The sequence below is a fragment of the Variovorax sp. IB41 genome, from assembly GCF_016405905.1.
In the GTDB taxonomy this organism is placed as follows: Bacteria; Pseudomonadota; Gammaproteobacteria; order Burkholderiales; family Burkholderiaceae_C; genus Variovorax.
Map to the genome: position 1 here is coordinate 103015 of NZ_JAEFCB010000019.1, position 21387 is coordinate 124401.

Sequence of the window (21387 nt, forward strand, 5' to 3'; positions counted from 1 at the left end):
AGATGAGCGACGCGATGACCACCGACGCACTGGCGCTGCCCGCTTCCGAGCTGGCGCTGCTCGACGCCCGCTTTCCAGCACGCAGCGTGCCGGTCGGCGGCGGCGCGGTGGTGTCGGTGCGCGAGCGCGGCGCGGGCCCGGCCCTCGTGTGCCTGCACGGCATCGGCTCGGGCGCGGCGTCGTGGCTCAGCGTGGCGCTGCTGCTGGCGCCGCAGGCGCGCGTGATCGCGTGGGACGCGCCGGGTTACGGCGCATCGACGCCGCTCACGCCGGCCGCACCATCCGCTGCGGACCATGCGCAGCGCCTGCATGCCTTGCTCGATGCGCTCGATGTCCAGTCCTGCGTGCTCGTCGGGCATTCGCTCGGTGCGATCACCGCAGCATCGGCCGCGCGCAAGGATTCGGCCCTGGCTTCGCGCATCCGCCGCCTCGTGCTCATCAGCCCGGCCGCGGGCTACGGCGCACCGTCGCGCGCCGAAGCACGCGCCAAGGTGCGTACCGAACGCCTCGCCACCCTCGACGAACTGGGCATCGCCGGCATGGCCGCGAAGCGCGCGGGCCGCCTCGTCTCCGACACCGCCAGCGAACTCGCGCGCCAGTGGGTGCGCTGGAACATGGCGCGCCTGAACGACGGCGGCTACCGCCAGGCCGTCGAGCTGCTGTGCAACGGCGACCTCATCGCCGACCTGCCGCCCGCCATGCCGGTGCGCGTGGCCTGTGGCACGCTCGATGTCGTCACCACGCCCGGAGCCTGCGCCGAAGTCGCGCGCGGCTGCGGGGTGACGCTCGAGGCGATCGACGGCGCCGGGCACGCCAGCTACGTGGAACGGCCGGAGGCCGTCGCCGCGCTGCTGCGTGAAGCACTCGCTGCCTGAGCAGGCCACCACAAGACATCCAACGGAAACAACGAACCACCATGGCAACGAACGACAACGAAGTGATGGAAGAGGGCGCCGACCGCTACAACGTGCCCGCGCTGGAACGGGGCCTGCGCGTGCTGTGCGAGTTCAGCCGCGAGAACCGCACGCTCTCCGCGCCCGAATTGGCGCGCCGCTTCGACCTGCCGCGCTCGACCGTCTTCCGCCTGCTCACCACGCTGGAGAACATGGGCTTCCTCGAACGTGCCGAGGGCGGGCGCGACTACCGCCTCGGCCTCGCGGTGCTGCGCCTGGGCTTCGAATACCTCGCCTCGCTGGAGCTCACGCAGCTGGGCACGCCGCTGCTCAATCGCCTCTGCGACGAACTGCGCACGCCCTGCAACCTGGTGGTGCGCGATGGCCGCTCGATCGTCTATGTCGCCAAGGTCGCGCCGCCCACGCCGTTCGCCAGTTCCGTGACCGTGGGCACGCGCCTGCCGGCCCATGCCACGGTGCTCGGCCGCGTGCTGCTGGAAGACCTCACGCTGCCGCAGCTGCGCGCGCTGTACCCCGAAGACAAGCTGGAGACCTTCTCGCCGAGCACGCCCAAGACGGTGAACGAGCTCTTCGACATGGTGCAGGCCGACCGCACGCGCGGCTATGTGCTGGGCGAAGGCTTCTTCGAATCGAACATCTCCAGCATCGCCGCGCCGGTGCGCGACCACAGCGGCCACATCGTGGCGGCGCTGGGCGCGACCATCACCTCGGACCACATCGAGGAAAGCCGCATGGACGAGATGGTGCTGCGCGTGCGCGGCGTGGCCGACGAGATCTCGGGCCTCCTGAACTACTCGCCCGCGCGCTCCAGCAAGGTGGTGCCGCTTCGCAGCGCATGACGGCCATGACGATGCCCGCACCTTCTCATTTCTTTGCCGCCGATGCATTGGCTGGCCGCGTGGCCGTGGTCACGGGCGGTTCCTCGGGCATCGGCCTTGCGACCGTCGAGCTGCTGCTCGCGAGCGGCGCCGCCGTCGCGCTGTGCGGCCGCAACGCCGAGCGGCTCGACCGCGCGGTGGCCGGCCTGCGCGAGCGGTTCCCCAGCGCGAAGCTCTTCGCACAGCCTTGCGATGTGCTCGATGCCGCTGCGGTCAAGGCCTTCGCCGCCGCCAGCGAGGCCGCGCTCGGCCCAGCCTCGATGCTCGTCAACAACGCGGGGCAGGGCCGCGTCTCCACCTTCGCCGACACCGAAGACGCAGCCTGGATGGACGAGCTGCACCTGAAGTTCTTCTCCGTCATCCACCCCACGCGCGCCTTCCTGCCGCAGCTCGCGGCGCAGCGCGCGGTGCTGGGCGATGCCGCCATCGTCTGCGCCAATTCGCTGCTCGCGCGCCAGCCCGAGCCGCACATGGTCGCCACCTCGGCCGCGCGCGCGGGCCTGCTGAACCTCGTGCGCTCGATGGCCACCGAATTCGCGCCACAGGGCGTGCGCGTCAACGGCATCCTGATCGGCCTTGTCGAATCGGGCCAATGGCGCCGCCGCTTCGAGGCGCGCGAAGACAAGTCGCAAGACTGGGCCGCCTGGAGCGCCCAGCTCGCGAAGACCAAACACATCCCGCTGGGTCGCCTGGGGCTTCCGACCGAAGCCGCGCGCGCGATCCTTTTCCTCGCTTCGCCCCTCGCGTCGTACACGACGGGCAGCCACATCGATATCTCCGGAGGCCATTCCCGCCATGCATAACCCCCACAACACCGTCACTGTCGGCGCTGTCGTCGCCGCCTTCCTGGAGCAGTGCGGCGTCAAGGCAGCCTTCGGCGTGATCTCGATCCACAACATGCCGATCCTGGATGCGTTCGCGCAGCGCGGCACGATCCGCTTCATCTCCGCGCGCGGCGAAGCGGGCGCGGGCAACATGGCCGACGCCTATGCGCGCTCCACCGCGAGCCTGGGCGTGTGCATCACCAGCACCGGCCCGGCCGCGGGCAACATCGCGGGCAGCATGGTCGAGGCGCTGACCGCCGGCGCGCCGCTCCTGCACATCACCGGGCAGATCGAGACGCCGTACCTGGACAAGGGCATGTCGTACATCCACGAGGCGCCCGACCAGCTCACGATGCTCAAGGCGGTGTCGAAGGCGGCGCTGCGCGTGCGCAGCGTGGAGACGGTGCTCGGCACGCTCAAGCGTGCGGTGCAGCTCGCGCTCACGGCGCCGACGGGCCCGGTGAGCGTGGAGATTCCGATCGACATCCAGTCGGCGCTCATCACGATGCCGGCCGACCTTTCGCCGCTGCCGGTGGAGCGGCCCATGCCGTCCGCCGCCGCGCTCGACGCATTGGCCGCGCGCCTGGCGACTGCCAAGCGCCCGCTGCTGTGGGTGGGCGGCGGTGCACGCCACGCCCGCGCCGCCATCGAACGCCTGCAGAAGCTGGGCTTCGGCGTGGTCACCACCACGCAGGGCCGCGGCACCGTGCCCGAAGACGATGCCGGCTCGCTCGGCGCCTACAACATCCAGAAGCCGGTCGAGGCCTTCTATCAAACCTGCGACGCGATGCTGGTGGTCGGCTCGCGCCTGCGCGGCAACGAGACGCTCAAGTACGAGCTGAAGCTGCCGCGCCCGCTGTACCGCATCGACGCCGATGCCGCCGCCGAAGGCCGCTGCTATGCCTCCGAGGCCTTCGTCTGCGGCGACTCGGCACTGGCCCTCGAAGGCCTGGCCGATCGCCTCGAAGCCGCCGGCTACAAGGCCGATGCGCAACTGCTGGCCGACCTGCGCGCCGCGCACGACCAGGCAGTGGCCACGCTGCGCGACGGCCTCGGCCCGTATGCCGAACTCGTGCGCCGGCTGCAGTCGGCCGCCGGCCGCAAGTTCAACTGGGTGCGCGACGTGACCGTCTCCAACAGCACCTGGGGCAACCGCGAACTGCGCATCTTCGAGCCGAGCGCCGGCGTGCACGCCACGGGCGGCGGCATCGGCCAGGGCATGCCCATGGCCATCGGCGCGGCCATCGGCGCGGCGGTGACCGGCTCGGGCCGCAAGACCTTCTGCCTGGCCGGCGACGGCGGCTTCATCCTGAACCTGGGCGAGCTCGCCTGCATGGTGCAGGAGAAGGCGCCCATGGTGATCGTGCTCATGAACGACAAGAGCTACGGCGTCATCAAGAACATCCAGGACGCGCAGTACGGCGGCCGACAGTGCTACGCCGAACTGCACACGCCCGACTACGACCTGCTGTGCAAGTCGATCGCGCTGCCGCACGCCCGCGTGAAAGACCTGGCCGACCTGCCCACGCGCCTGGACGAAGCGCTCTCCACCGACGGCCCGTTCCTGCTGGAGATCGACATGCTCTCGGTCGGCGGCTTCAAGACCAGCTTCGCCGGTCCGCCGACCAACACGGTCACGCAGATTCCCGCGCTCGGCACGGCGCAGTGAGAGCGAAAGCAGCCAAGTCCATGACCGCCATCACACGCATCGCACTCGTCGGTTGCGGCGCCATCGGCACCGCGGTGCTCGACCTCCTGCGGGGCGATCCTGCGCTGCGGGTGACGGTCGTCGTCGTGCCCGTCGAAGGCATGGCGGCTGCGCAAAAGGCCGTGCCGGGCGCAGAGGTGCTGAGCATGGTGCCCGTCGCCGGCATCGACCTCGTGGTCGAGACGGCGGGCCACGCCGCCATCGAGGAGCACGTGCTGCCGGCGCTCGCGCGCGGCACGCCCTGCGTGGTCGCCTCGGTCGGAGCGCTGTCGGCCGCCGGGTTCGCCGAAAAGCTCGAAGCCGCCGCCATCGCGGGCCGCACGCAGGTGCAGCTGATTCCGGGTGCCATCGGCGCGATCGACGCGCTCGCCGCAGCCCGCATCGGGGGCCTGGACAGCGTGCGCTACACCGGCCGCAAGCCCCCGAAGGCCTGGAAGGGAACGCCGGCCGAACAGGGCCGCGACCTCGACGCGCTGGCCGAGGCCACCGTGATCTTCGAAGGCAGCGCGCGCGAGGCGGCCTCGCTCTATCCGAAGAACGCCAACGTCGCGGCCACCGTCTCGCTCGCGGGCCTGGGCCTGGACAAGACGCTGGTGCGCCTGATCGCCGACCCCGCCACCGCCGAGAACGTGCACACCGTCGAAGCCGAGGGCGCCTTCGGCAGCTTCGAGCTGACGATGCGCAACAAGCCGCTCGCGGCCAACCCCAAGACCTCCGCGCTGACCGTGTACAGCGCGGTGCGGGCGCTGCGCAACCGCGTCGCGCCGCTGTCCATCTGATCCCTAAGTCCTGAGCCCTTCCATGATTTCTTCCGAACTTCTTCCGATCTGCATTGCCGGCGAATGGCGCCTGGGCGGCGGCGAGGTGTATGAAAGCCTGTACCCCGCCACGGGCGAGCCGATCGCGCGCCTGAAGGCCGCGAGCCTCGCCGACGTCGAGGAGGCCATCGTTCGCGCCGACCACGCGTTCCGCACCAGCGGCTGGGCGCAGCGCCTGCCGCACGAGCGCGCCGCCGTGCTGCATCGCGTGGCGCAGCTGATTCGCGAAGAGAGCGAATCGCTCGCGCAGAAGCAGCGCCTGGACAACGGCAAGCCGATCAACGAAACGCGCAACCTCGTGGCGAGCGCCGCGGGCACCTTCCAGTTCTTCGCGGCCGCATTGGAGACGCTCGAAGAAACCATCACCCCCTCGCGCGGCGCCTTCGTCACGATGAGCGTGCACGAGCCCATGGGCGTGGTCGCGGCCATCACGCCGTGGAACTCGCCGATCGCAAGCGAAGCGCAGAAGCTCGCGCCTGCGCTCGCGGCCGGCAACGCGGTGGTCGTCAAGCCCGCCGAAGTCACGCCGCTCATGGCGCTGGAACTCGCGCGCATCTGCGAAGCGGCCGGCGTGCCCAAGGGCATCGTGAGCGTGCTGCCGGGCAAGGGTTCCGTCATCGGCGACGCGATCACCAAGCACCCGCTGGTCAAGCGCGTGTCGTTCACCGGCGGCACCACCACCGGCAAGCACATCGCGCATATCGCGGCCGACAAGATGATGCCGGTGTCGCTGGAGCTGGGCGGCAAGTCGCCCACGATGGTGCTGGACGATGCGGACCTGGGCCATGCGGTGAACGGCGTGCTCTATGGCATCTTCAGCTCGTCGGGCGAATCGTGCATCGCGGGCTCGCGCCTTTTCGTCGCGCGCAGCATCTACGACGAATTCCTCACGCGGCTGGCCGAAGGCGCCAATGCGCTGCGGGTGGGCGATCCGGCCTCGGAGCAGACGCAGATGGGCCCGCTCATCACCGCCAAGCACCGCGAAGGCATCGAGCGTTGTGTGGACCTGGGCGTGTCCGAAGGCGGCCGCATCCGCACGGGCGGCGTGCGACCGCACGGCGCCGGCTATGACAGCGGCTACTTCTACAAGCCGACCATCATCGAAGGCCTGGACAACAGCGCGCGCATCAGCCAGGAAGAGATCTTCGGCCCGGTGCTCGTCGCGATGCCCTTCGACGACGAGGAGTCGCTGATCGCACAGGCCAACGACAGCGTCTATGCCCTGGCCGCAGGCGTGTGGAGCCGCGACTTCAAGCGCGCCTGGAAGCTCGGCCGCGCGGTGCAAGCCGGCACGGTCTGGGTCAACACCTACAAGCAGTTCTCCGTCTCGACGCCGTTCGGCGGCTGGCGCGACAGTGGCCTCGGCCGCGAGAAGGGGCGCGAAGGCATCTTCCAGTACATGGAGCAAAAGAGCATGTACTGGGGCACGAACGACCAACCGCTCCCGTGGGCGAACTGAAGAGGACACGACCATGAGCGTTCTAGGCATCGACCAGATCACCTACGGGGCGGACGACCTCCCCACCTGCCGCCAGTTCTTCGAGGACTGGGGCCTCGCGCTGAAGTCCGAGGCGGCCGACGAACTCGTCTTCGAGTGCCTCAACGGCTGCAAGGTCGTCGTCGCGGCGTTGGACAAGGCCAATCTGCCGCCCGCGATGGAAGAGGGCCCGACGCTGCGCGAAGTGGTGTGGGGCGTGGAAAGCGAAGCGGACCTCGACCGCTACGCCACCGCCATCGCGAAAGACCCGGCCTTCTTCGACAGCACCGTCGACGGCGCGCGCCGCATTGGCTGCATCGATCCGAACGGCCTCGCGGTGCGCCTGCAGGTCAGCCGCAAGCACGCGGTCGATGTCGACTGCGGCGCGATGAACACCTGGAACGCCAAGCTTCGCGTGAACCAGCCCGCGCCGATCTACGAGCGCGCGACGCCGATCGAAGTCGGCCACGTGGTGTTCTTCGTGAGCGATGTGGTGGGCACCAGCGCGTTCTACGCGGATCGCTTCGGCTTCGTCTCGTCCGACAGCTACCCGAACCGCGGCGCCTTCATGCGCTGCGCAGCCGAGGGCGGCCATCACGACCTGTTCCTGCTGCAGATTCCCTCGGGCAAGCGCGGGCTCAACCACGTGGCGTTCACCGTGCGCGACATCCACGAGGTGTTCGGCGGAGGCCTGCATTTCTCGCGCCGCGGCTGGGAGACGCAACTCGGCCCGGGCCGGCACCCGGTGTCGTCGGCGTACTTCTGGTATTTCAAGAACCCGGCTGGCGGACTCATCGAGTACTACGCCGACGAAGACCAGCTCACGGCCGACTGGCAACCGCGCGAGTTCGAGCCGGGCCCGACGGTGTTCGCCGAATGGGCGGTCGATGGCGGCCTGGACGGCAACACGCGCCGCCAGAAGAACGCGGAAGGCCCGAAGGGCGCTTTCCTCACCGAGAAGAAATGACGGCCTCGATCACCATGCAACGACGTTTTTCCCTCTCCCTTTTTCTCGCCGCCGTGGCCGCTGTTGCCATGCCGGTGCATGCGCAGAGCGATGCGCAGAAGCAGCTCTCCAGCGATCGCTTCACCATCGTCTCGCCGTTCCCGCCCGGCGGCCCGGTCGATACGCTGGCGCGTGTGCTCTCCGACGGCCTTGCCAAGCGCTACGGCCAGGCGGCCGTGGTCGAGAACCTCGTGGGCGCGGCCGGCAACATCGGCATCGACAAGGTCAAGCGCGCGAAGGGCGACGGCCACACGCTGCTCGTGGTGCCGGCGGGCAACCTCACGATCAACCCGACGTTGATGCCGAACTTCCCGTTCGATATCGCGAAGGACTTCGTGCCCGTCACCATGCTGGCCAAGGCGCCCAACGTGCTGGTGGCCGCGCCGTCGTCGGGCATCAGGAGCGCCAAGGAACTGGTGGCGATGGCCAAGGCCAAGCCCAACACGCTGTCGTATGCATCGCCCGGCGTGGGCAGCGGCCTGCACCTTGCGGGCGAACTCTTCAAGCAGCAGGCCGGCATCGACCTGCTGCACGTGCCCTACAAGGGCACGGCGCCCGCGCTCAACGACGTGCTCGGCGGCTCGGTGCCGCTGATGTTCAGCAACCTGCCCGCGACCATGCCCTTCATCAAGAACGGCAAGCTCATCGCGCTGGGCGTGACCGAGGCCACGCGCAGCGCGGCCGCGCCCGACATCCCCACGCTCGCGGAGCAGGGCATCCAGGGCGTGACCGTGACCTCGTGGTACGGCCTTCTCGCACCCAAGGGCACGCCGCCCGCCGTGGTCGAGCAGCTCGCCAAAGATGCGGCGCAGATGCTGGCCCAGCCCGACGTGCGCGAGCGCCTGAAGGTGCAAGGCATGACCGATGCGGCGATGAAGCCTTCGGAATTCGCCGCGCACATCCGCGAAGAAACAGCCGTGTGGGCCCGGATCATCAAGGCCCGCAACATCGTGGCCGAGTGAGCCGCATGCAGGAAAGAGTAGAGAGACATCCATGAAGACAAGCGAATCCACCATCGGCATCGTCGGTGCCGGCATCGGCGGCCTGGTGGCTGCCATTGCGCTGCGGCGCGCGGGGCACGACGTGGTCGTGTTCGAGCAAGCCAAGCAGTTCGCCCGCGTCGGCGCGGACATCAACCTGACGCCCAACGCGGTGCGCGCGCTCGATGGCCTCGGCGTCGGCGAAGCAGCCCGCGTGACGGCGGCGCGCCCGTCGCACCGCATCAGCCGCACCTACGACACCGGCGAGGAAACCTCGCGCCTGGAGATGGCCGATTCGGCGGAAGAACGCTACGGCGCGCCGCAGCTCACCATCCACCGCGCCGACCTGCTGGCCGCATTGGCCGACATGTTCCCGGCCGAGCGCGTGGCCCTGGGCAAGCGCGCCGAGAAGATCGCCGCGGACGAGGAGGGCGTGACCCTCTCGTTCACCGACGGCACCAGCGCCCGCGTCGGCGTGCTGCTCGGCGCCGACGGCATCCACTCGTGCGTGCGCACCGCGATGTTCGGGGCCGAGAGCCCGCGCTTCACGGGCATCGTCGCCTACCGCGCCGTGGTGCCCGCCGAGCGCGTGGCCGGTGTGCCCAACCTCGGTGCCTTCACCAAGTGGTGGGGGCCGAACCCGCAGAGCCAGATCGTCACCTTCCCGCTGAACCGCGGCAAGGACATCTTCATCTTCGCGACCACGCCGCAGGACACCTGGCACCTCGAGTCGTGGACCGCGCCCGGCAGCGTCGATGAGCTTCGCGAGCAGTACGTGGCCTACCACCCCGAGGCGCGCGCCTTGCTCGATGCCTGCGACACGGTGCTCAAGACCGCGCTGTACGAACGCGACCCGATGCCCGCATGGGCCGAGGGCCGCATGGCGCTGCTCGGCGATGCCGCGCACCCGATGCTGCCGTTCATGGCGCAGGGCGCGGGCATGGCGATCGAAGACGCCGTGGTGCTGTCGCGCCACCTCGAAGGCGTCGCGATGGCCGATGCCGTCGATGCGCTCAAGGCTTACGAGAAAGCCCGCATCGAGCGCGCCAGCCAGGTGCAGCTCGGCTCGCGCGGTAACAACTGGCTGCGCGAAGGCGGCAATGCGGACTGGGTCTACGGCTACGACGCCTGGGCCGTGCCACTCGGCGCGCCTGTCGCAGTCACCGCCTGATTTCATTTCACCTCATCCCCGGAGGCCCACGATGCAACAAGACCGCTATCTCCAACCGCACCAGGCGCGCCAGCGCCCCGCGACCACTTACGAAGACCTGCTGGGCGACGTGATCGAACGCGCCTTCGCCGACGGCATCCACGACCTGGGCAGCCTCGTGCAGCGCCTGAACGACAGCGGCCTCGCCACCCCCGGCGGCCAGCCCTGGACCGAGGCGCTGTACCGCAAGGAAATGGCCACGCTGGCCGCCTGAGGAGAACCATCATGACCATCGCCATCACTCCCGTTCCCGCCGATCCGGTCGATCACCTGCTGGAGATCGGCCTCAAGGACCTCTGGTACCCGATCTGCCCCTCGCACTTCATCAAGGAGAACCCCATCTCGCTGCGGCGCCTCGGGCGCAAGCTCGCGCTGTGGCGCGACGGCGAAGGCGTGCTGCATGCGCTGGAAGACCGCTGCCCGCACCGCGGTGCGCCGCTGTCGCAGGGCGTGGTGCTGGGCGACCGGCTCTCGTGCCCGTACCACGGCGTCGAGGTGCGTCATGACGGCGTCGTCACGCGCGTGCCCGGCAGCCCCGGCTGCAAGCTCGAAGGCTCGCAGGCCACGCGGCACTTCCATGTGCAGGAGCGCGCGGGCGCGGTGTTCCTCTACAACTCCAAGGAATCGGTCGACATTCCGCCGCCGCTGGTGCTGCCCGAGCAGCTGACCGACGACGCCGAGTACGGCAGCTTCCTCTGCTACACCGAGTGGAAGGGTGACTACCGCTACGTGCTGGACAACGTGATGGACCCGATGCACGGCACGTACCTGCACAAGCAGTCGCACTCGATGGCCGAGGGCGATTCGTCGGCCAAGTTCGGCATCCGCCCGACCGACATCGGCTTCGTGTTCGAGAAGGAAGGCCAGCGCAACGTCAACTTCGACTGGACCGAATGGGCCGACACGGGCATCCACTGGATGCGCCTCGAAATCCCGTACCCCAAGACCGGCGGCCCCGGCGGCAACTTCATCATCATCGGCGCCTTCTCGCCGATGGCCAACGGCATGACGGCCACCTTCTTCTGGCGCGTGCGCAAGCTGCCGAAGGGCTGGGAGCGCGACACCTGGCGCTTCCTCTACAAGAACCGCCTGGAGGCGCGCCACTGGCATGTGCTGGAGCAGGACCGCGTGATGCTCGAGGAGATGGAGCCCGACGCCAACCAGCACGAGAACCTGTACCAGCACGACCTGGGCATCGTCCGCCTGCGCCGCCACATGCGCAACCTCGCCGTGGCGCAATTGGCCGAAGCCACCGAAGCCGCCACGGCCTGACCGGGAAGCGAGCACGCCCATGTCTTCTCCCACGCTGAACGCCCTCGTGCACACGATGCGCTACGAGGCCGACGGCATCGTCAGTGTCGAGTTCCGGCCGGCCACGCCTGCCGTGGACTTCCCGCCCTTCGAGGCCGGCTCCCACATCGACCTGCACCTGCCCAACGGGCTGGTGCGCAGCTACTCGCTGTGCAATCCGTCCAGCGACCGCCAGCGCTACGTGGTCGGCGTGCTCAACGACCGCAAGAGCCGCGGCGGCTCGCGCTATGTGCACCAGCAGCTGCGCGTGGGCATGACGCTGCCGATCTCGGCGCCGCGCAACAACTTCAAGCTGCAGGAAGGCGCCGAGCGCTCGGTGCTGGTGGCCGGCGGCATCGGCGTGACGCCCATCTGGTGCATGCTGCAGCGGCTCGTGGCTATCGGCCAGCCGGTGGAGCTCCTGTACTGCGCGCGCACCCGCAAGGAGGCCGCGTTCTGCGAGGCCATCGAGGCGCTCGCGAAAGAGAAGGGGGTGCAGCTCGCCTGGCACTTCGACGAAGAGAAGGGCGCACCGCCCGACCTCGCGAAGCTGCTGGCCGGCAAGGGCGCGACCAGTCACTACTACTGCTGCGGCCCGACGCCGATGCTCGACGCGTTCGAGAAGAGCTGCGAGCAGCTCGGCTACGCCAACGCCCACATCGAGCGTTTCGCCGCGGTGCATGTGGAGGCAGCCAGCACCACGCAGAGCTGCGTCGTGCAGTGCGCCAAGAGCGGCAAGAGCGTCGAGGTGCCGGCCGGCAAGTCGATTCTCGACAGCCTGATCGACGCCGGGCTCAACCCCGACCACAGCTGCAAGGAAGGCGTCTGCGGCGCCTGCGAAACGGCTGTGCTCGAAGGCGAAGTCGATCACCACGACGGCATCCTCACCAAGATCGAACGTGCGTCCAACAAGACCATGATGATCTGCGTCTCTCGCTGCAAGGGCGAGCGCTTGGTGCTGGACATCTGAGGCCATTCACTCTCACGCCAGAGAAAAACCAACCGAGACATCCATTGAAAAAGTACTTGATCGCGCTGGCTTCGGCCAGCGTGGCTGGCGGAGCGCTGGCCCAATCTTCCCTCACGCTCTTCGGCGTGGTCGATGCGGCCGTCACCTACACGCGCGGCAGCGGCGACGGCTCGGCCCACAAGACGCAGCTGTCCAACAGCGGCAACATGTTCAGCCGCCTGGGCTTTCGCGGCACCGAAGACCTGGGCGGCGGCTACTCGGCCAACTTCTGGCTCGAGATGGGCCTGCAGAACGACAGCGCGATGGGCTTTCCCTCGAACTCGAACAACCAGGCGAGCGGCAATGGCACCGCGGGCGTGCTGAGCTTCAACCGCCGCTCGACCGTGAGCCTCGCCGGTCCCTTCGGCGAGCTGCGCCTGGGCCGCGACTACGTGCCCGCGTTCTGGAACACCGCCATCTTCGATCCCTTCGGCACGGGCGGCGGCATCGGCGCCAACCAGATCTACTTCTCGGGCCTGGGCGGCCTCGTCGCGCCGACGGGCACGCGCGCATCGAACAGCGTCGGGTACCTGCTGCCGGCCTCGCTCGGCGGCTTCTACGGGCAGGTGATGTACGCGGTGGGCGAGAACGACTCGAACTCGGTGCTGCCGGGCACGCTGAAGTCCAACGAGCATGACGGCAACCACACGGGCCTGCGCTTCGGTTACCAGAGCGGGGGCCTGAACATCGCCATCGCCACTGGCAAGACGCGCTATGCGAGCGGCGACCTGCGCGTGACCAACCTCGGTGCGGCGTACACCTTCGGTCCGTCGCTCATGAACCTCAAGCTCACGAGCGAGCTGTACACCGAGTCGAAGGGCTCGACCGATGCCAAGGGCGCGCTCATCGGTTTCCAGTTGCCCATCGGCGTGGGCGAGATCAAGGCCTCGTATGCGCGCTACAAGCTGGAGCCGTTCGGCGCCGCGGTGAAGCCCACCTCGTCGAAGCTGGCCATCGGCTACGTGCACAACCTCTCCAAGCGCACGGCGCTCTACGCGACCATCGCGCGCATCAGCAACAGCAACGGTGCCGCGCAGGCGCTCTCGGGCGCGATCACCGCGCCGAACCGTGCCTCCAGCGGCACCGAGTTCGGCATGCGCCACATGTTCTAGGACCCGGTCCACGCGCCATCACCGCCGTCACGGCACAACAGCAGAGCAACACCCATGCAGAGCAAAAACTTTCGTTGGTACGGCGTCGTCACGCTGTTCGTGATCGTCGCGATCTCGTACGTGGACCGCATCAACATCGCGGTGCTGATCACCGATGCCGCGTTCCTGAACCACGTGGGCCTCGCGGCGAACGACCGCGTGAGCCAGGGCCTGCTGGCGACGGCGTTCATGCTGGGCTATGGCGTGTCGGCCTTCGTGCTCACGCCGTTCTGCTCGGCGCTCTTCGGCGTGCGGCGCAGCCTGGTCTATGGGCTGGTTCTCTGGGGCGTCGTGACGTGGGCCTCGCCGATGTTCGACAGCTACGGCCTCCTGCTGGCCTCGCGCATCCTGCTGGGCGTGTCGGAGGGACCGCTGTTCTCGCTGGCCTCGTCGTACATCAAGGCGCATTTCCACAGCCACGAGAACGGCAAGCCCAATGCGCTCGTGAACATGGGCACGGGCCTCGGCCTGGCCGTCGGTTATCCGCTGGTCGGCTACCTGCTCGCGCAGTTCCAGTGGGACACCTCGTTCCATGTGCTGGGCATCATGAACATCGCGCTGGGCATTCCGCTGGTGCTCGCGTTCGTGCGCATGCCACCCGGCAAGGAAGACGCGGTGCGGCCTTCGTCGATCGGCGAAGCGATGGCGCGCGTGGGCGCGATCGTGAAGGGCGCGCTGCAGACGCGGCACCTGTTCCTCATCACCTTGCTCACCTTGGCGGCGCTCGCGTACCTCTGGGGCAGCAGCAACTGGCTGCCCACGTACCTGCACGAGGCGCGCGGCTTCTCGCTGCGCGAGATGGGCTGGCTCGCATCGCTGCCGCAGTACGCCACGGTGCTCGCCGTGCTCGTGAGCGGCGTCGTCATCGACAGGATCGAACGCGCGCACGTGCCCTTCATCTTCATGGGCGCGAGCGTGGGCGTGGCGCTGTCGGTGCTGATGGCCATCAACGCGCGCGATCCGTATGCCGCGGCCTGCTGCCTCGTCGCGGCCAACTTCTTCTGGGGACTGCAGAGCCCCGCGATCCCGAGCACGATCCAGTATTGCTCCCGGCCCGAGCACACCGCGAGCGCGTTCGGCGTAACCAACGGGGCAGGGAGCCTCGTCGCGGGCTTCATGCCGGCGTTGATGGGCGGCGTGATCAGCGCGGTGTCGCACGGCGCATCTTCATCGGGCACGGCCACCGCATCGGCCGCCTCCGCATCGGGCTTCTTCGCGGGCTTCGCGTTGCTCATCGGCACGCAGGTCGTGGTGTTCGGCTGCGGCTTCGTGCTGTGGCTGCGCGAACGCACGCGCGTGGCTTCGAGCGTTGCGCATTCACAGGTTTTGTAGCGCCTGTATCGCTTTGAGGCGCGGAGTGTGGCTGCATCGTCACATCCGATGCCTACGAGTTTTCGTGTCGATGCAGCGTGTGTGCCGCATCCGCAGAACCATCTTCGTATCGCACGACATGCATCGAATGCAGTGACTCCATTCGTCGTATCGCGCACGAACATTTTGAGAGCGAAAAGTTCCGCGAGTCGTTGAGAGATCGCAGTCGATCAGCTACAACTGAGCGCATTCAATGGACGAGGGAATGCGCGTGATATCAACGACAAGAGCCGCAAGAATTCTGATCCTGACGAGCACAGCGCGTGTCGTTCCTGCAATGCGTGAACGACTGACGCCAGTGACACGGACGACGCGAACGACGCGACCGTCACTGACGATGCGCGGGCACTAAGGCACACACCCGCCTCAAGGCCCGATCCCCCGCATCCCATCCACCCGCGCATCGACGGGAATGGAAGCCATCACCCCCCGCATCCTGGGGCCGCCCGCATAGCTTGCGGTGGGGCCTGGCGTTGCACGTTCGTCCGTTCGTTCGTGTCGTGCCGGCCAAGAAAAATTCCGGTGGTTCCGTGTGGTCCTGACGAACGTCTCGTTCGCCGGGAGGGTGCGGTGCTGCCTGTTCGCAGCGTCAGTTGTTCTTCCATCACCGCGCGTGTCCGCGCATCGCCGGCTACCCGCCGGTGCATGCAAGGCCGGCGCAATGTCCTTACCAGAAGGCGATCATGAAAAAACTCAATTACTCCCTCGTGAATCATCTTGCCATCACCGCAGTGACCCTTGCCGTCATCACGGCTTGCGGCGGCGGAGGAGACAGTGGTCCTTCGTTCGGCGGCGGCAGTGGTGTCGGTCTTTCGAGCCCGATCACCTCCGGCCCCGCATCCGACAGCGCGGCCAAGACACCGGACGACGGCGTGCCCGCACCGGCCGCGGTCGCTGCGGTCGACAAGTCCGCCAGGCCGATGGAACTGCCCGACACCGTCTGGCCGAGCAACTACAAGCTGTGGTTCCGCCCCGATGCGGCGCTCAAGACCTTCGTGGGCCGCGGCGACGTGGAGATCGAGGTGCTCAAGCCCGTCGATGCGATCGTGGTGGCCGCGCACAACCTGAACTTCGCCAAGGGCCGCACCACGCTGCGCAAGGTCTCGAACCCGGGCGAGGCGATTCCGCTGATCCCCACGCCGCAGACGCTCGGCGACTTCGTGCAGCTGCGTTTGAACGACGGCCAGATCGCCAAGGGCAAGTACCTGCTGCACATGGAGTGGGACGGCAAGATCCAATTCTCAGATGCGGAGTACTGCCCGCCCGCCGAAGTGGCGCGCAACCCGTTCTGCTCGGCCGCGACCGGCATCTTCAAGGTGGGCCTCTCCACGCCCGAAGGCGTGAGCAGCGATGCCATCGTGACGCAGGGCGAAACCAACTACGCGCGCCAGTGGTTCCCGGGCTGGGACGAGCCGGCCTTCCGCCACACCTTCGAGATCTCGGCCGAGGTGCCGGGCGACTGGAAGACGGTCTCCAACGGCGCGCAGAAGTCGGCGGTGAAACTGCCCGACGGCTACCAGCAGGTGTCGTTCGAGAAGACGCCCTCGATGCCGATGTACCTCACGTTCTTCGGCGGCGGCAAGTTCGACATCCTGGCCGACACCTTCAAGAACCCGCTGGACGGCACCGACATGCCGCTGCGCTGGTTCACGCCGCCGGGCCGCTCGGACTGGGCCAAGTTCGCGATGGAGTGGACCAAGGTGTCGATGGACTACTACTACAAGTACACCGGCATCCCGCTGCCCTTCAAGAAGTTCGACACCGTGGCTGCCAACGACAGCTACAACAACAAGCCCAACACCGGCTTCGGCGGCATGGAGAACTGGGGCTCGATCTTCGAGTTCGCCGACGCGGTGCTGACCAAGCCCGGCGACACGCCCACGCTGTACTCGGTGACGGTGGTGACGCACGAGGTGGCGCACCAGTGGTTCGGTGACCTGGTCACGCTGGACTGGTGGGACAACGTGTGGCTCAACGAGTCGTTCGCGCGCTGGTTCGAGCGGCGCACCACGATCAAATTCCACCCCGAGTACTACAGCTTCTCGGACTACGTGCTGGACAAGCACAACGTGATCGTGGCCGACCTGAAGAACACCGCCGTGCCCGTGCAGCGCAACCTGAACGACGCGGGTTCGTTCGGCTTCATCAGCCCGTCGATCTTCGTCTACAACAAGGGCAGCCACGTGCTGGAAACCATCCAGAACTACATCGGCGAAGAGGCGATGCAGAAGGGCTTGCAGATCTACCTGAAGGACTACGCGTACGGCAACGTCACGCCCTCGCGGCTGTGGAGTTCTCTCGAGAAGGCCACCGACAAGAAGGTGAGCGACATCGGCGACAGCCTCATCCGCCAGACGGGCATTCCGCTCCTGACGGTGGATGCGCAATGCGCCGGCGACCGCACCTACGTGAACATCAGCCAGGAGGCGTTCCCCAACCAGAACCAGTTCCCGGCCTCGACGTGGACCATCCCCGTCACGCTGGCGTACGGCGATGCGATGGAGCAACGCAAGACCTTCGTGATGTCCAACAACGCGGTGCAGCTGGAACTGCCGGGTTGCACGGCGGTGCTGACCGGGCCGACCGGGCAGGACTACTACGTGAGCAACTACAGCGCGCAGTCGTGGAGCGACCTGCTGGCCAAGGTGCAGAACCTGGCGGCCAACAAGCCGCTCCTGCTGAACATCGAGCGCGATGCGTTCCGGCTGTTGAGCGTGGGCCGCATCACGCAGGCGCAGTACGACCAGATCAAGGGCGTGCTGAACCTGCCGGCGCCGGTGCTCGCGAAGACGCAGTTGAGCCAGCAGAAGATGGCGGCGGTGGATGCGGGCGAGAAGGAGGAGTACCCGCACGCACTGCGCTTCCAGGGCAGCCTGAAGCTGCGCGAGAACGACAAGCGTTGAGCCTTGTGACCCACGCATGATCGCCGCCGGGCGTTTGCCGAAAGGCGCGCCTGGCGGCTCATGCCTCACACCATGACCCTCATGAAAAATCTATTCAAGTACATCGTGGCAGGCGCCTGCGTCTCCTGCGTCTCGCTGCTGGCGGGCTGCGGCGCGGGTGGCTCAGGTGGCGGCCCCGAGGCCGAACTGGTCGGCGTCTACGCCATCAAGACGAACGGCGCGCTCAAGGAGGTCGTGAAGATCGAGCGCCAGGGCGGCCGCTACATCATGCGCGACAAGGTGCGCACGCCCGAGTGGAGCGAACCCAAGATGCAGATGCAGCCGGTGACGCGCGAGCGCTGGAACAGGATCACCACGGACGGCGAGAACACGCAGTTCGTCGGCGTCTCGAGCGACCAGCTGGCGATCTTCAAGGTGCCGCCGGGCTGGCAGAAGAACAGCTTCAAGACCGAGACCGGCTACTTCCTGTTCTATTCGCAGGGGCCGGTGGAGGCCTACAAGCTCTGACGCGCTGACTCGGCTGGCGCGACGATCGCGCCTTCGATGCGGTGGCGTTTCAGCGCTTCGGCGACGAAGCCGCTCGCCTTCATCTCCTCGACGAAGGCGGCGAGCAGCGCCTGCGCTTCTGCGCCGCGGCTGGCCGGCGTGCCCATCGCCTGTTGGATCACCATGAAGCGGCCCGGCAGCACGCGCACGCCCGGTGCGCGCGCTGCCTCGCCCTCGAGCAACTGGCGAATGCCCGCTGCCACTTCGACTTCGCCCGATCGCAACGCGGCCAGCGCGGGGCCGGCGCCTTGCAAGCGGACGATCTCGGCGTGCTTGATTTCTCGCGTGAGGAACAGGTCGTAGGCGCTGCCCGAACCGACCGAGATGCGATGGCCTTGCGCATCGACCTGCGCGTTGTCCGTGAGTGCCGCTGATTCGCGCACGAGGTAGCTGCCCTCGATCAGCACGTAGGGCGCGGTGAAGCGCAGGCCTTCGCTGCGTGCCGGGTCGATGGCGAAGAAGCCGATGTCGGCCTTCTCGTTCTTCACCGCCTCGACCGAGGCCGCGGCCTTCTCGAACACCACGAGCTCGATGCCCACGCCCAGGCGCCTGGCGAACTCGCGCGCGAGATCGATCGACACGCCCGCCGGCTCGCCGCTGGCGGCGTCTCTGTTGGCGAGGATCGGGTTGCCGAGGTTGATCGAGGCGCGCAGCGTGCCGTTGGGCGCGAAGGCGGAAACGAGGGCGGGGGAGGGCTGGGTCATGGCATCCATTCGTCTGGGGGGAGGGAAGGAAGGAGGGCGGTGAGTCAGGCCAGTTTACGAGCGGGCCGGCCGGAATTCCTACTGCGGGAAGGGAAGCGCGCCCACCGGCGCCGCGCGGCGGTCGCGTACGCTTCGTTCGAGCTTTTTCATTCCTTCCACACCGCAGTTTTCGACCGTTCATGACGACCAATCCGCCCGCCATCGCCGACGTATTGCGACCGCTGCGTGCTGCCACCCAGGCGCTGCACGAGGCGCTGGACAGCCAACTTCCGATTGCGCGCGCCGATGCCTCGCTGGCCGACTACGCAGCCCACCTGCGTGCGCTGCGCCCCTGGCTGCAGGCCGTGCGCGCGGCACTCGCAGCCCCGGGCGTGCCGGGCCTGGACCGCCTGGCCCGGCGCACGGACCGCCGCCTTGCCGCGCTCGCGCTCGATCTGGACGATCTCGGTGCGCCCTCCGCCGGCGCGCACGGCACGGCTCGCGAGAGCGTCGATGCGATGCCCGCCGCGTTGTCGGAAGAAGCCGCCCGCGATCCCGCCTTCGCCTGGGGCCTGGCCTATGTGGTCGAAGGCTCGCAGCTCGGCGGCATGGCCATGCACAAGCGGCTCGCCCCGCGCCTGGCGCCGCATCCGATGCGCTACTTCCAGCCGGTCGATGCGCCGTGCGGACCGGCGGCGCAGTGGAAGGATTTCGTCGCGCAGCTGGGCGCCGCGCTGGCCGATCCGGCCGCCGAGGAATCGGCCCGCCGCGGCGCGACGGCCGGGTTCCGCAGCCTCATGCCCCGCTTCGGCCTGTAGGAAGCGGCCGACGAGACACAGCAGAACGCCCAGGCATGATCCCCGCGATCCGTTTTTTACCGAAGAGCCGGCGCGGCGCCATCCGTGCCCTTGCTGACCGTCGCGGCTTTTTGGCCTGCTCGGTCATCGTCGTTCCTTCTGCCGATTCGTTACCGCACGCCCCTCGCGCCCCTCACGCCCCTCACGCCGCCTTCGCTTCCCGCGCCCCCCGCGCCTTCCCCGCCGCCTGATCGTGCCCCAGCCCCACACGCTTTCTCCCACCCCCCATGCCTTGCGGCCGCCCGAGGTCGACCTGTCGTCCTGCGACCTCGAGCCCATCCGCGTGCCCGGATCGATCCAGCCGCACGGCCGCATGCTCGTGCTGCAGCCCGGCTCGCTCGAACTCGTCGCCTGGAGCGACAACTGGCCGAGCGGCGAGCTCGCCGCCGCGCAGGACACCGCGCGCAGCCTTTCGCTGCCCGCGCTGCAGCCCGGCGCCACGCCCGTTTCGCTGGGCGCGCTGCGGGTGGCGGACCACACCTTCGACGTGGCCGCGCACCGCAGCGAACGCCACCTGTTTTTGGAGTTCGAGAAGGCGCGGCCGACCGCCGGCAACGAGGCGCCGATCTACTCGCTCGGGCGCGTGTTCCTGCCCAAGCTGCAGCGGGCCGACACGCTGGAGCGGCTCGCGCAGCTGGCCGCCGCGGAAATGAAGCGCCTGACCGGTTTCGGCCGCTGCCTGGTCTACCGCTTCGACGCGGCCGGCCATGGCGAGGTGCTGGCCGAGGAGGCCGACCCGGGCTACGACAGCTACACCGGCCACCGCTTTCCGGCCTCCGACATTCCGCAGCAGGCGCGCGCGCTCTACCTGGTGAACCACTTCCGGCTCATCGCCGATGCCACCTACACGCCGGTGCCGCTGCGCGCGGCCGACCCGGCGCTCATCGCGGCCGACCTGGACCTCTCGCAGGCGCAACTGCGCAGCGTCTCGCCGATCCACCTGGAGTACATGCGCAACATGGGCACGCTCGCATCGATGTCGGTGTCGATCGTGATCGACGGCCGGCTCTGGGGGCTCATCTCGTGCCACGACCACCAGCCGCGCTTCCTGGACACCGGCACCCGCCTGGCCTGCGAGCACCTGGGCCACCTGCTGTCGCTGCAGATCCAGTCCAAGGAAAGCAATGTCGCGGTGGCCGAGCGGCTGGAGCTGCGCCAGCTCACGCTGCAGATCGTCTCGCACCTGGCGGACAGCGACGCCACCTTGCAGCGGCTGGTGTCGGAGTCCTCGCTCATGCTGCGGCTCGCGCGCGCCACCGGCGCGGCCGTGGTGCTGGACGACGAGGTCTGGAGCGTGGGCGACGTGCCCGCGCGCGCCCACGTGCAGGAGCTGGCCAGCTGGATCGCCGGGCTCGGCGTGGAGGTCTACGAAAGCAGCGAGCTGCCCGCGCATTTCGCGCCCGCCGTCGAGTTCCGCGGCGTGGCGGCGGGCGTGCTCGCCATCTCGATCTCGCAGGTGCACCGCCACCTCATCCTGTGGTTCCGGCCCGAGATCGTGCAGACGATCCAGTGGGCCGGCGATCCGCAGAAGCCCAAGGCCGCGGCGAGCGGCCGCATCCATCCGCGGTTGAGCTTCTCCAGTTGGGCCGAGGAGGTGCGCGGCCGGTCGGCGGCCTGGTCGCCGGCCGAGGTGGGCGCGGCGGCCGAGCTGCGCCAGGCGCTCATCGGCGTGGTGCTGCGCCGCGCCGAGGAGCTCGCGGCCGTGGCCACCGAACTGGGCCGCGTGAACAAGGAGCTCGAAGCCTTCTCGTACACCGTGTCG

At 68.4% G+C, this 21387-nt stretch carries 19 protein-coding genes; 18 read left to right on the forward strand and 1 reads right to left on the reverse strand.

Features of this window, described 5'->3' with window-relative positions; genetic code table 11:
• The first annotated feature begins 2 nt into the window (after positions 1 to 2).
• The 16 genes from JC881_RS26265 to JC881_RS26340 all read left to right on the forward strand — a co-directional run bounded on the left by JC881_RS26265 (position 3) and on the right by JC881_RS26340 (position 18046).
• Entirely contained in the window at positions 3 to 875 is an 873-nt protein-coding gene (locus JC881_RS26265; protein ID WP_198788641.1) for an alpha/beta fold hydrolase, read from the forward strand.
• A 41-nt stretch (positions 876 to 916) separates the two neighbouring features.
• Entirely contained in the window at positions 917 to 1753 is an 837-nt protein-coding gene (locus JC881_RS26270; RefSeq protein WP_198788642.1) for an IclR family transcriptional regulator, read from the forward strand.
• Positions 1754 to 1764: 11 nt separating this feature from the next.
• Entirely contained in the window at positions 1765 to 2595 is an 831-nt protein-coding gene (locus tag JC881_RS26275) for an SDR family oxidoreductase (RefSeq protein ID WP_443083376.1), read from the forward strand.
• The gene (locus tag JC881_RS26280; protein ID WP_198788644.1) at positions 2588 to 4285 is read left to right on the forward strand and encodes a thiamine pyrophosphate-binding protein; all 1698 of its coding nucleotides are present in this window, start codon (positions 2588 to 2590) and stop codon (positions 4283 to 4285) included. The genes JC881_RS26275 and JC881_RS26280 overlap by 8 nt, the downstream gene beginning before the upstream one ends.
• A 29-nt stretch (positions 4286 to 4314) precedes the next feature.
• Positions 4315 to 5103 (forward strand): aspartate dehydrogenase, encoded by a 789-nt coding sequence (locus JC881_RS26285; protein WP_198788662.1) that lies wholly within the window; start codon positions 4315 to 4317, stop codon positions 5101 to 5103.
• A 22-nt stretch (positions 5104 to 5125) separates the two neighbouring features.
• Positions 5126 to 6601 (forward strand): aldehyde dehydrogenase, encoded by a 1476-nt coding sequence (locus tag JC881_RS26290; RefSeq protein ID WP_198788645.1) that lies wholly within the window; start codon positions 5126 to 5128, stop codon positions 6599 to 6601.
• Between the two features lie 13 nt (positions 6602 to 6614).
• Complete coding sequence (locus tag JC881_RS26295) at positions 6615 to 7586, forward strand: VOC family protein (protein ID WP_198788646.1); 972 nt, start codon at positions 6615 to 6617, stop codon at positions 7584 to 7586.
• A 14-nt stretch (positions 7587 to 7600) separates the two neighbouring features.
• The gene (locus JC881_RS26300) at positions 7601 to 8587 is read left to right on the forward strand and encodes a tripartite tricarboxylate transporter substrate binding protein (RefSeq protein ID WP_198788663.1); all 987 of its coding nucleotides are present in this window, start codon (positions 7601 to 7603) and stop codon (positions 8585 to 8587) included.
• A gap of 31 nt (positions 8588 to 8618) precedes the next feature.
• A complete protein-coding gene (locus tag JC881_RS26305) occupies positions 8619 to 9776 on the forward strand; it encodes an FAD-dependent monooxygenase (protein ID WP_198788647.1) in 1158 nt (385 codons plus the stop codon).
• Positions 9777 to 9807: 31 nt separating this feature from the next.
• The gene (locus JC881_RS26310; RefSeq protein ID WP_198788648.1) at positions 9808 to 10029 is read left to right on the forward strand and encodes a recombinase-like helix-turn-helix domain-containing protein; all 222 of its coding nucleotides are present in this window, start codon (positions 9808 to 9810) and stop codon (positions 10027 to 10029) included.
• Positions 10030 to 10040: 11 nt separating this feature from the next.
• Positions 10041 to 11087, forward strand: coding sequence for an aromatic ring-hydroxylating oxygenase subunit alpha (locus JC881_RS26315; RefSeq protein WP_198788649.1), 1047 nt, complete (start codon positions 10041 to 10043; stop codon positions 11085 to 11087).
• Between the two features lie 19 nt (positions 11088 to 11106).
• The gene (locus JC881_RS26320; protein WP_198788650.1) at positions 11107 to 12075 is read left to right on the forward strand and encodes a PDR/VanB family oxidoreductase; all 969 of its coding nucleotides are present in this window, start codon (positions 11107 to 11109) and stop codon (positions 12073 to 12075) included.
• A gap of 44 nt (positions 12076 to 12119) precedes the next feature.
• Positions 12120 to 13226: a porin gene (locus tag JC881_RS26325; RefSeq protein ID WP_198788651.1), complete on the forward strand. Its 1107-nt coding sequence runs from the start codon at positions 12120 to 12122 to the stop codon at positions 13224 to 13226.
• A gap of 54 nt (positions 13227 to 13280) precedes the next feature.
• Complete coding sequence (locus JC881_RS26330) at positions 13281 to 14597, forward strand: MFS transporter (protein ID WP_198788652.1); 1317 nt, start codon at positions 13281 to 13283, stop codon at positions 14595 to 14597.
• Positions 14598 to 15319: 722 nt separating this feature from the next.
• Positions 15320 to 17539 (forward strand): M1 family metallopeptidase, encoded by a 2220-nt coding sequence (locus JC881_RS26335; RefSeq protein ID WP_198788653.1) that lies wholly within the window; start codon positions 15320 to 15322, stop codon positions 17537 to 17539.
• Positions 17540 to 17620: 81 nt separating this feature from the next.
• Positions 17621 to 18046: a hypothetical protein gene (locus tag JC881_RS26340; RefSeq protein ID WP_198788654.1), complete on the forward strand. Its 426-nt coding sequence runs from the start codon at positions 17621 to 17623 to the stop codon at positions 18044 to 18046.
• On the opposite strand, the gene JC881_RS26345 is transcribed toward JC881_RS26340, so the two are convergent.
• The gene (locus tag JC881_RS26345) at positions 18034 to 18789 is read right to left on the reverse strand and encodes a transporter substrate-binding domain-containing protein (RefSeq protein WP_198788655.1); all 756 of its coding nucleotides are present in this window, start codon (positions 18787 to 18789) and stop codon (positions 18034 to 18036) included. The two genes, JC881_RS26340 and JC881_RS26345, sit on opposite strands and share 13 nt — an antisense overlap.
• Positions 18790 to 18968: 179 nt before the next feature.
• On the opposite strand from JC881_RS26345, the gene JC881_RS26350 reads away from it, so the two are divergent.
• Together JC881_RS26350 and JC881_RS26355 are read left to right on the forward strand one after the other, a co-directional pair.
• The gene (locus tag JC881_RS26350) at positions 18969 to 19586 is read left to right on the forward strand and encodes a biliverdin-producing heme oxygenase (protein ID WP_198788656.1); all 618 of its coding nucleotides are present in this window, start codon (positions 18969 to 18971) and stop codon (positions 19584 to 19586) included.
• A gap of 232 nt (positions 19587 to 19818) precedes the next feature.
• Positions 19819 to 21387, forward strand: a 1569-nt coding sequence (locus JC881_RS26355; protein ID WP_198788657.1) for a GAF domain-containing protein, incomplete at its 3' end; no start/stop codon positions are given.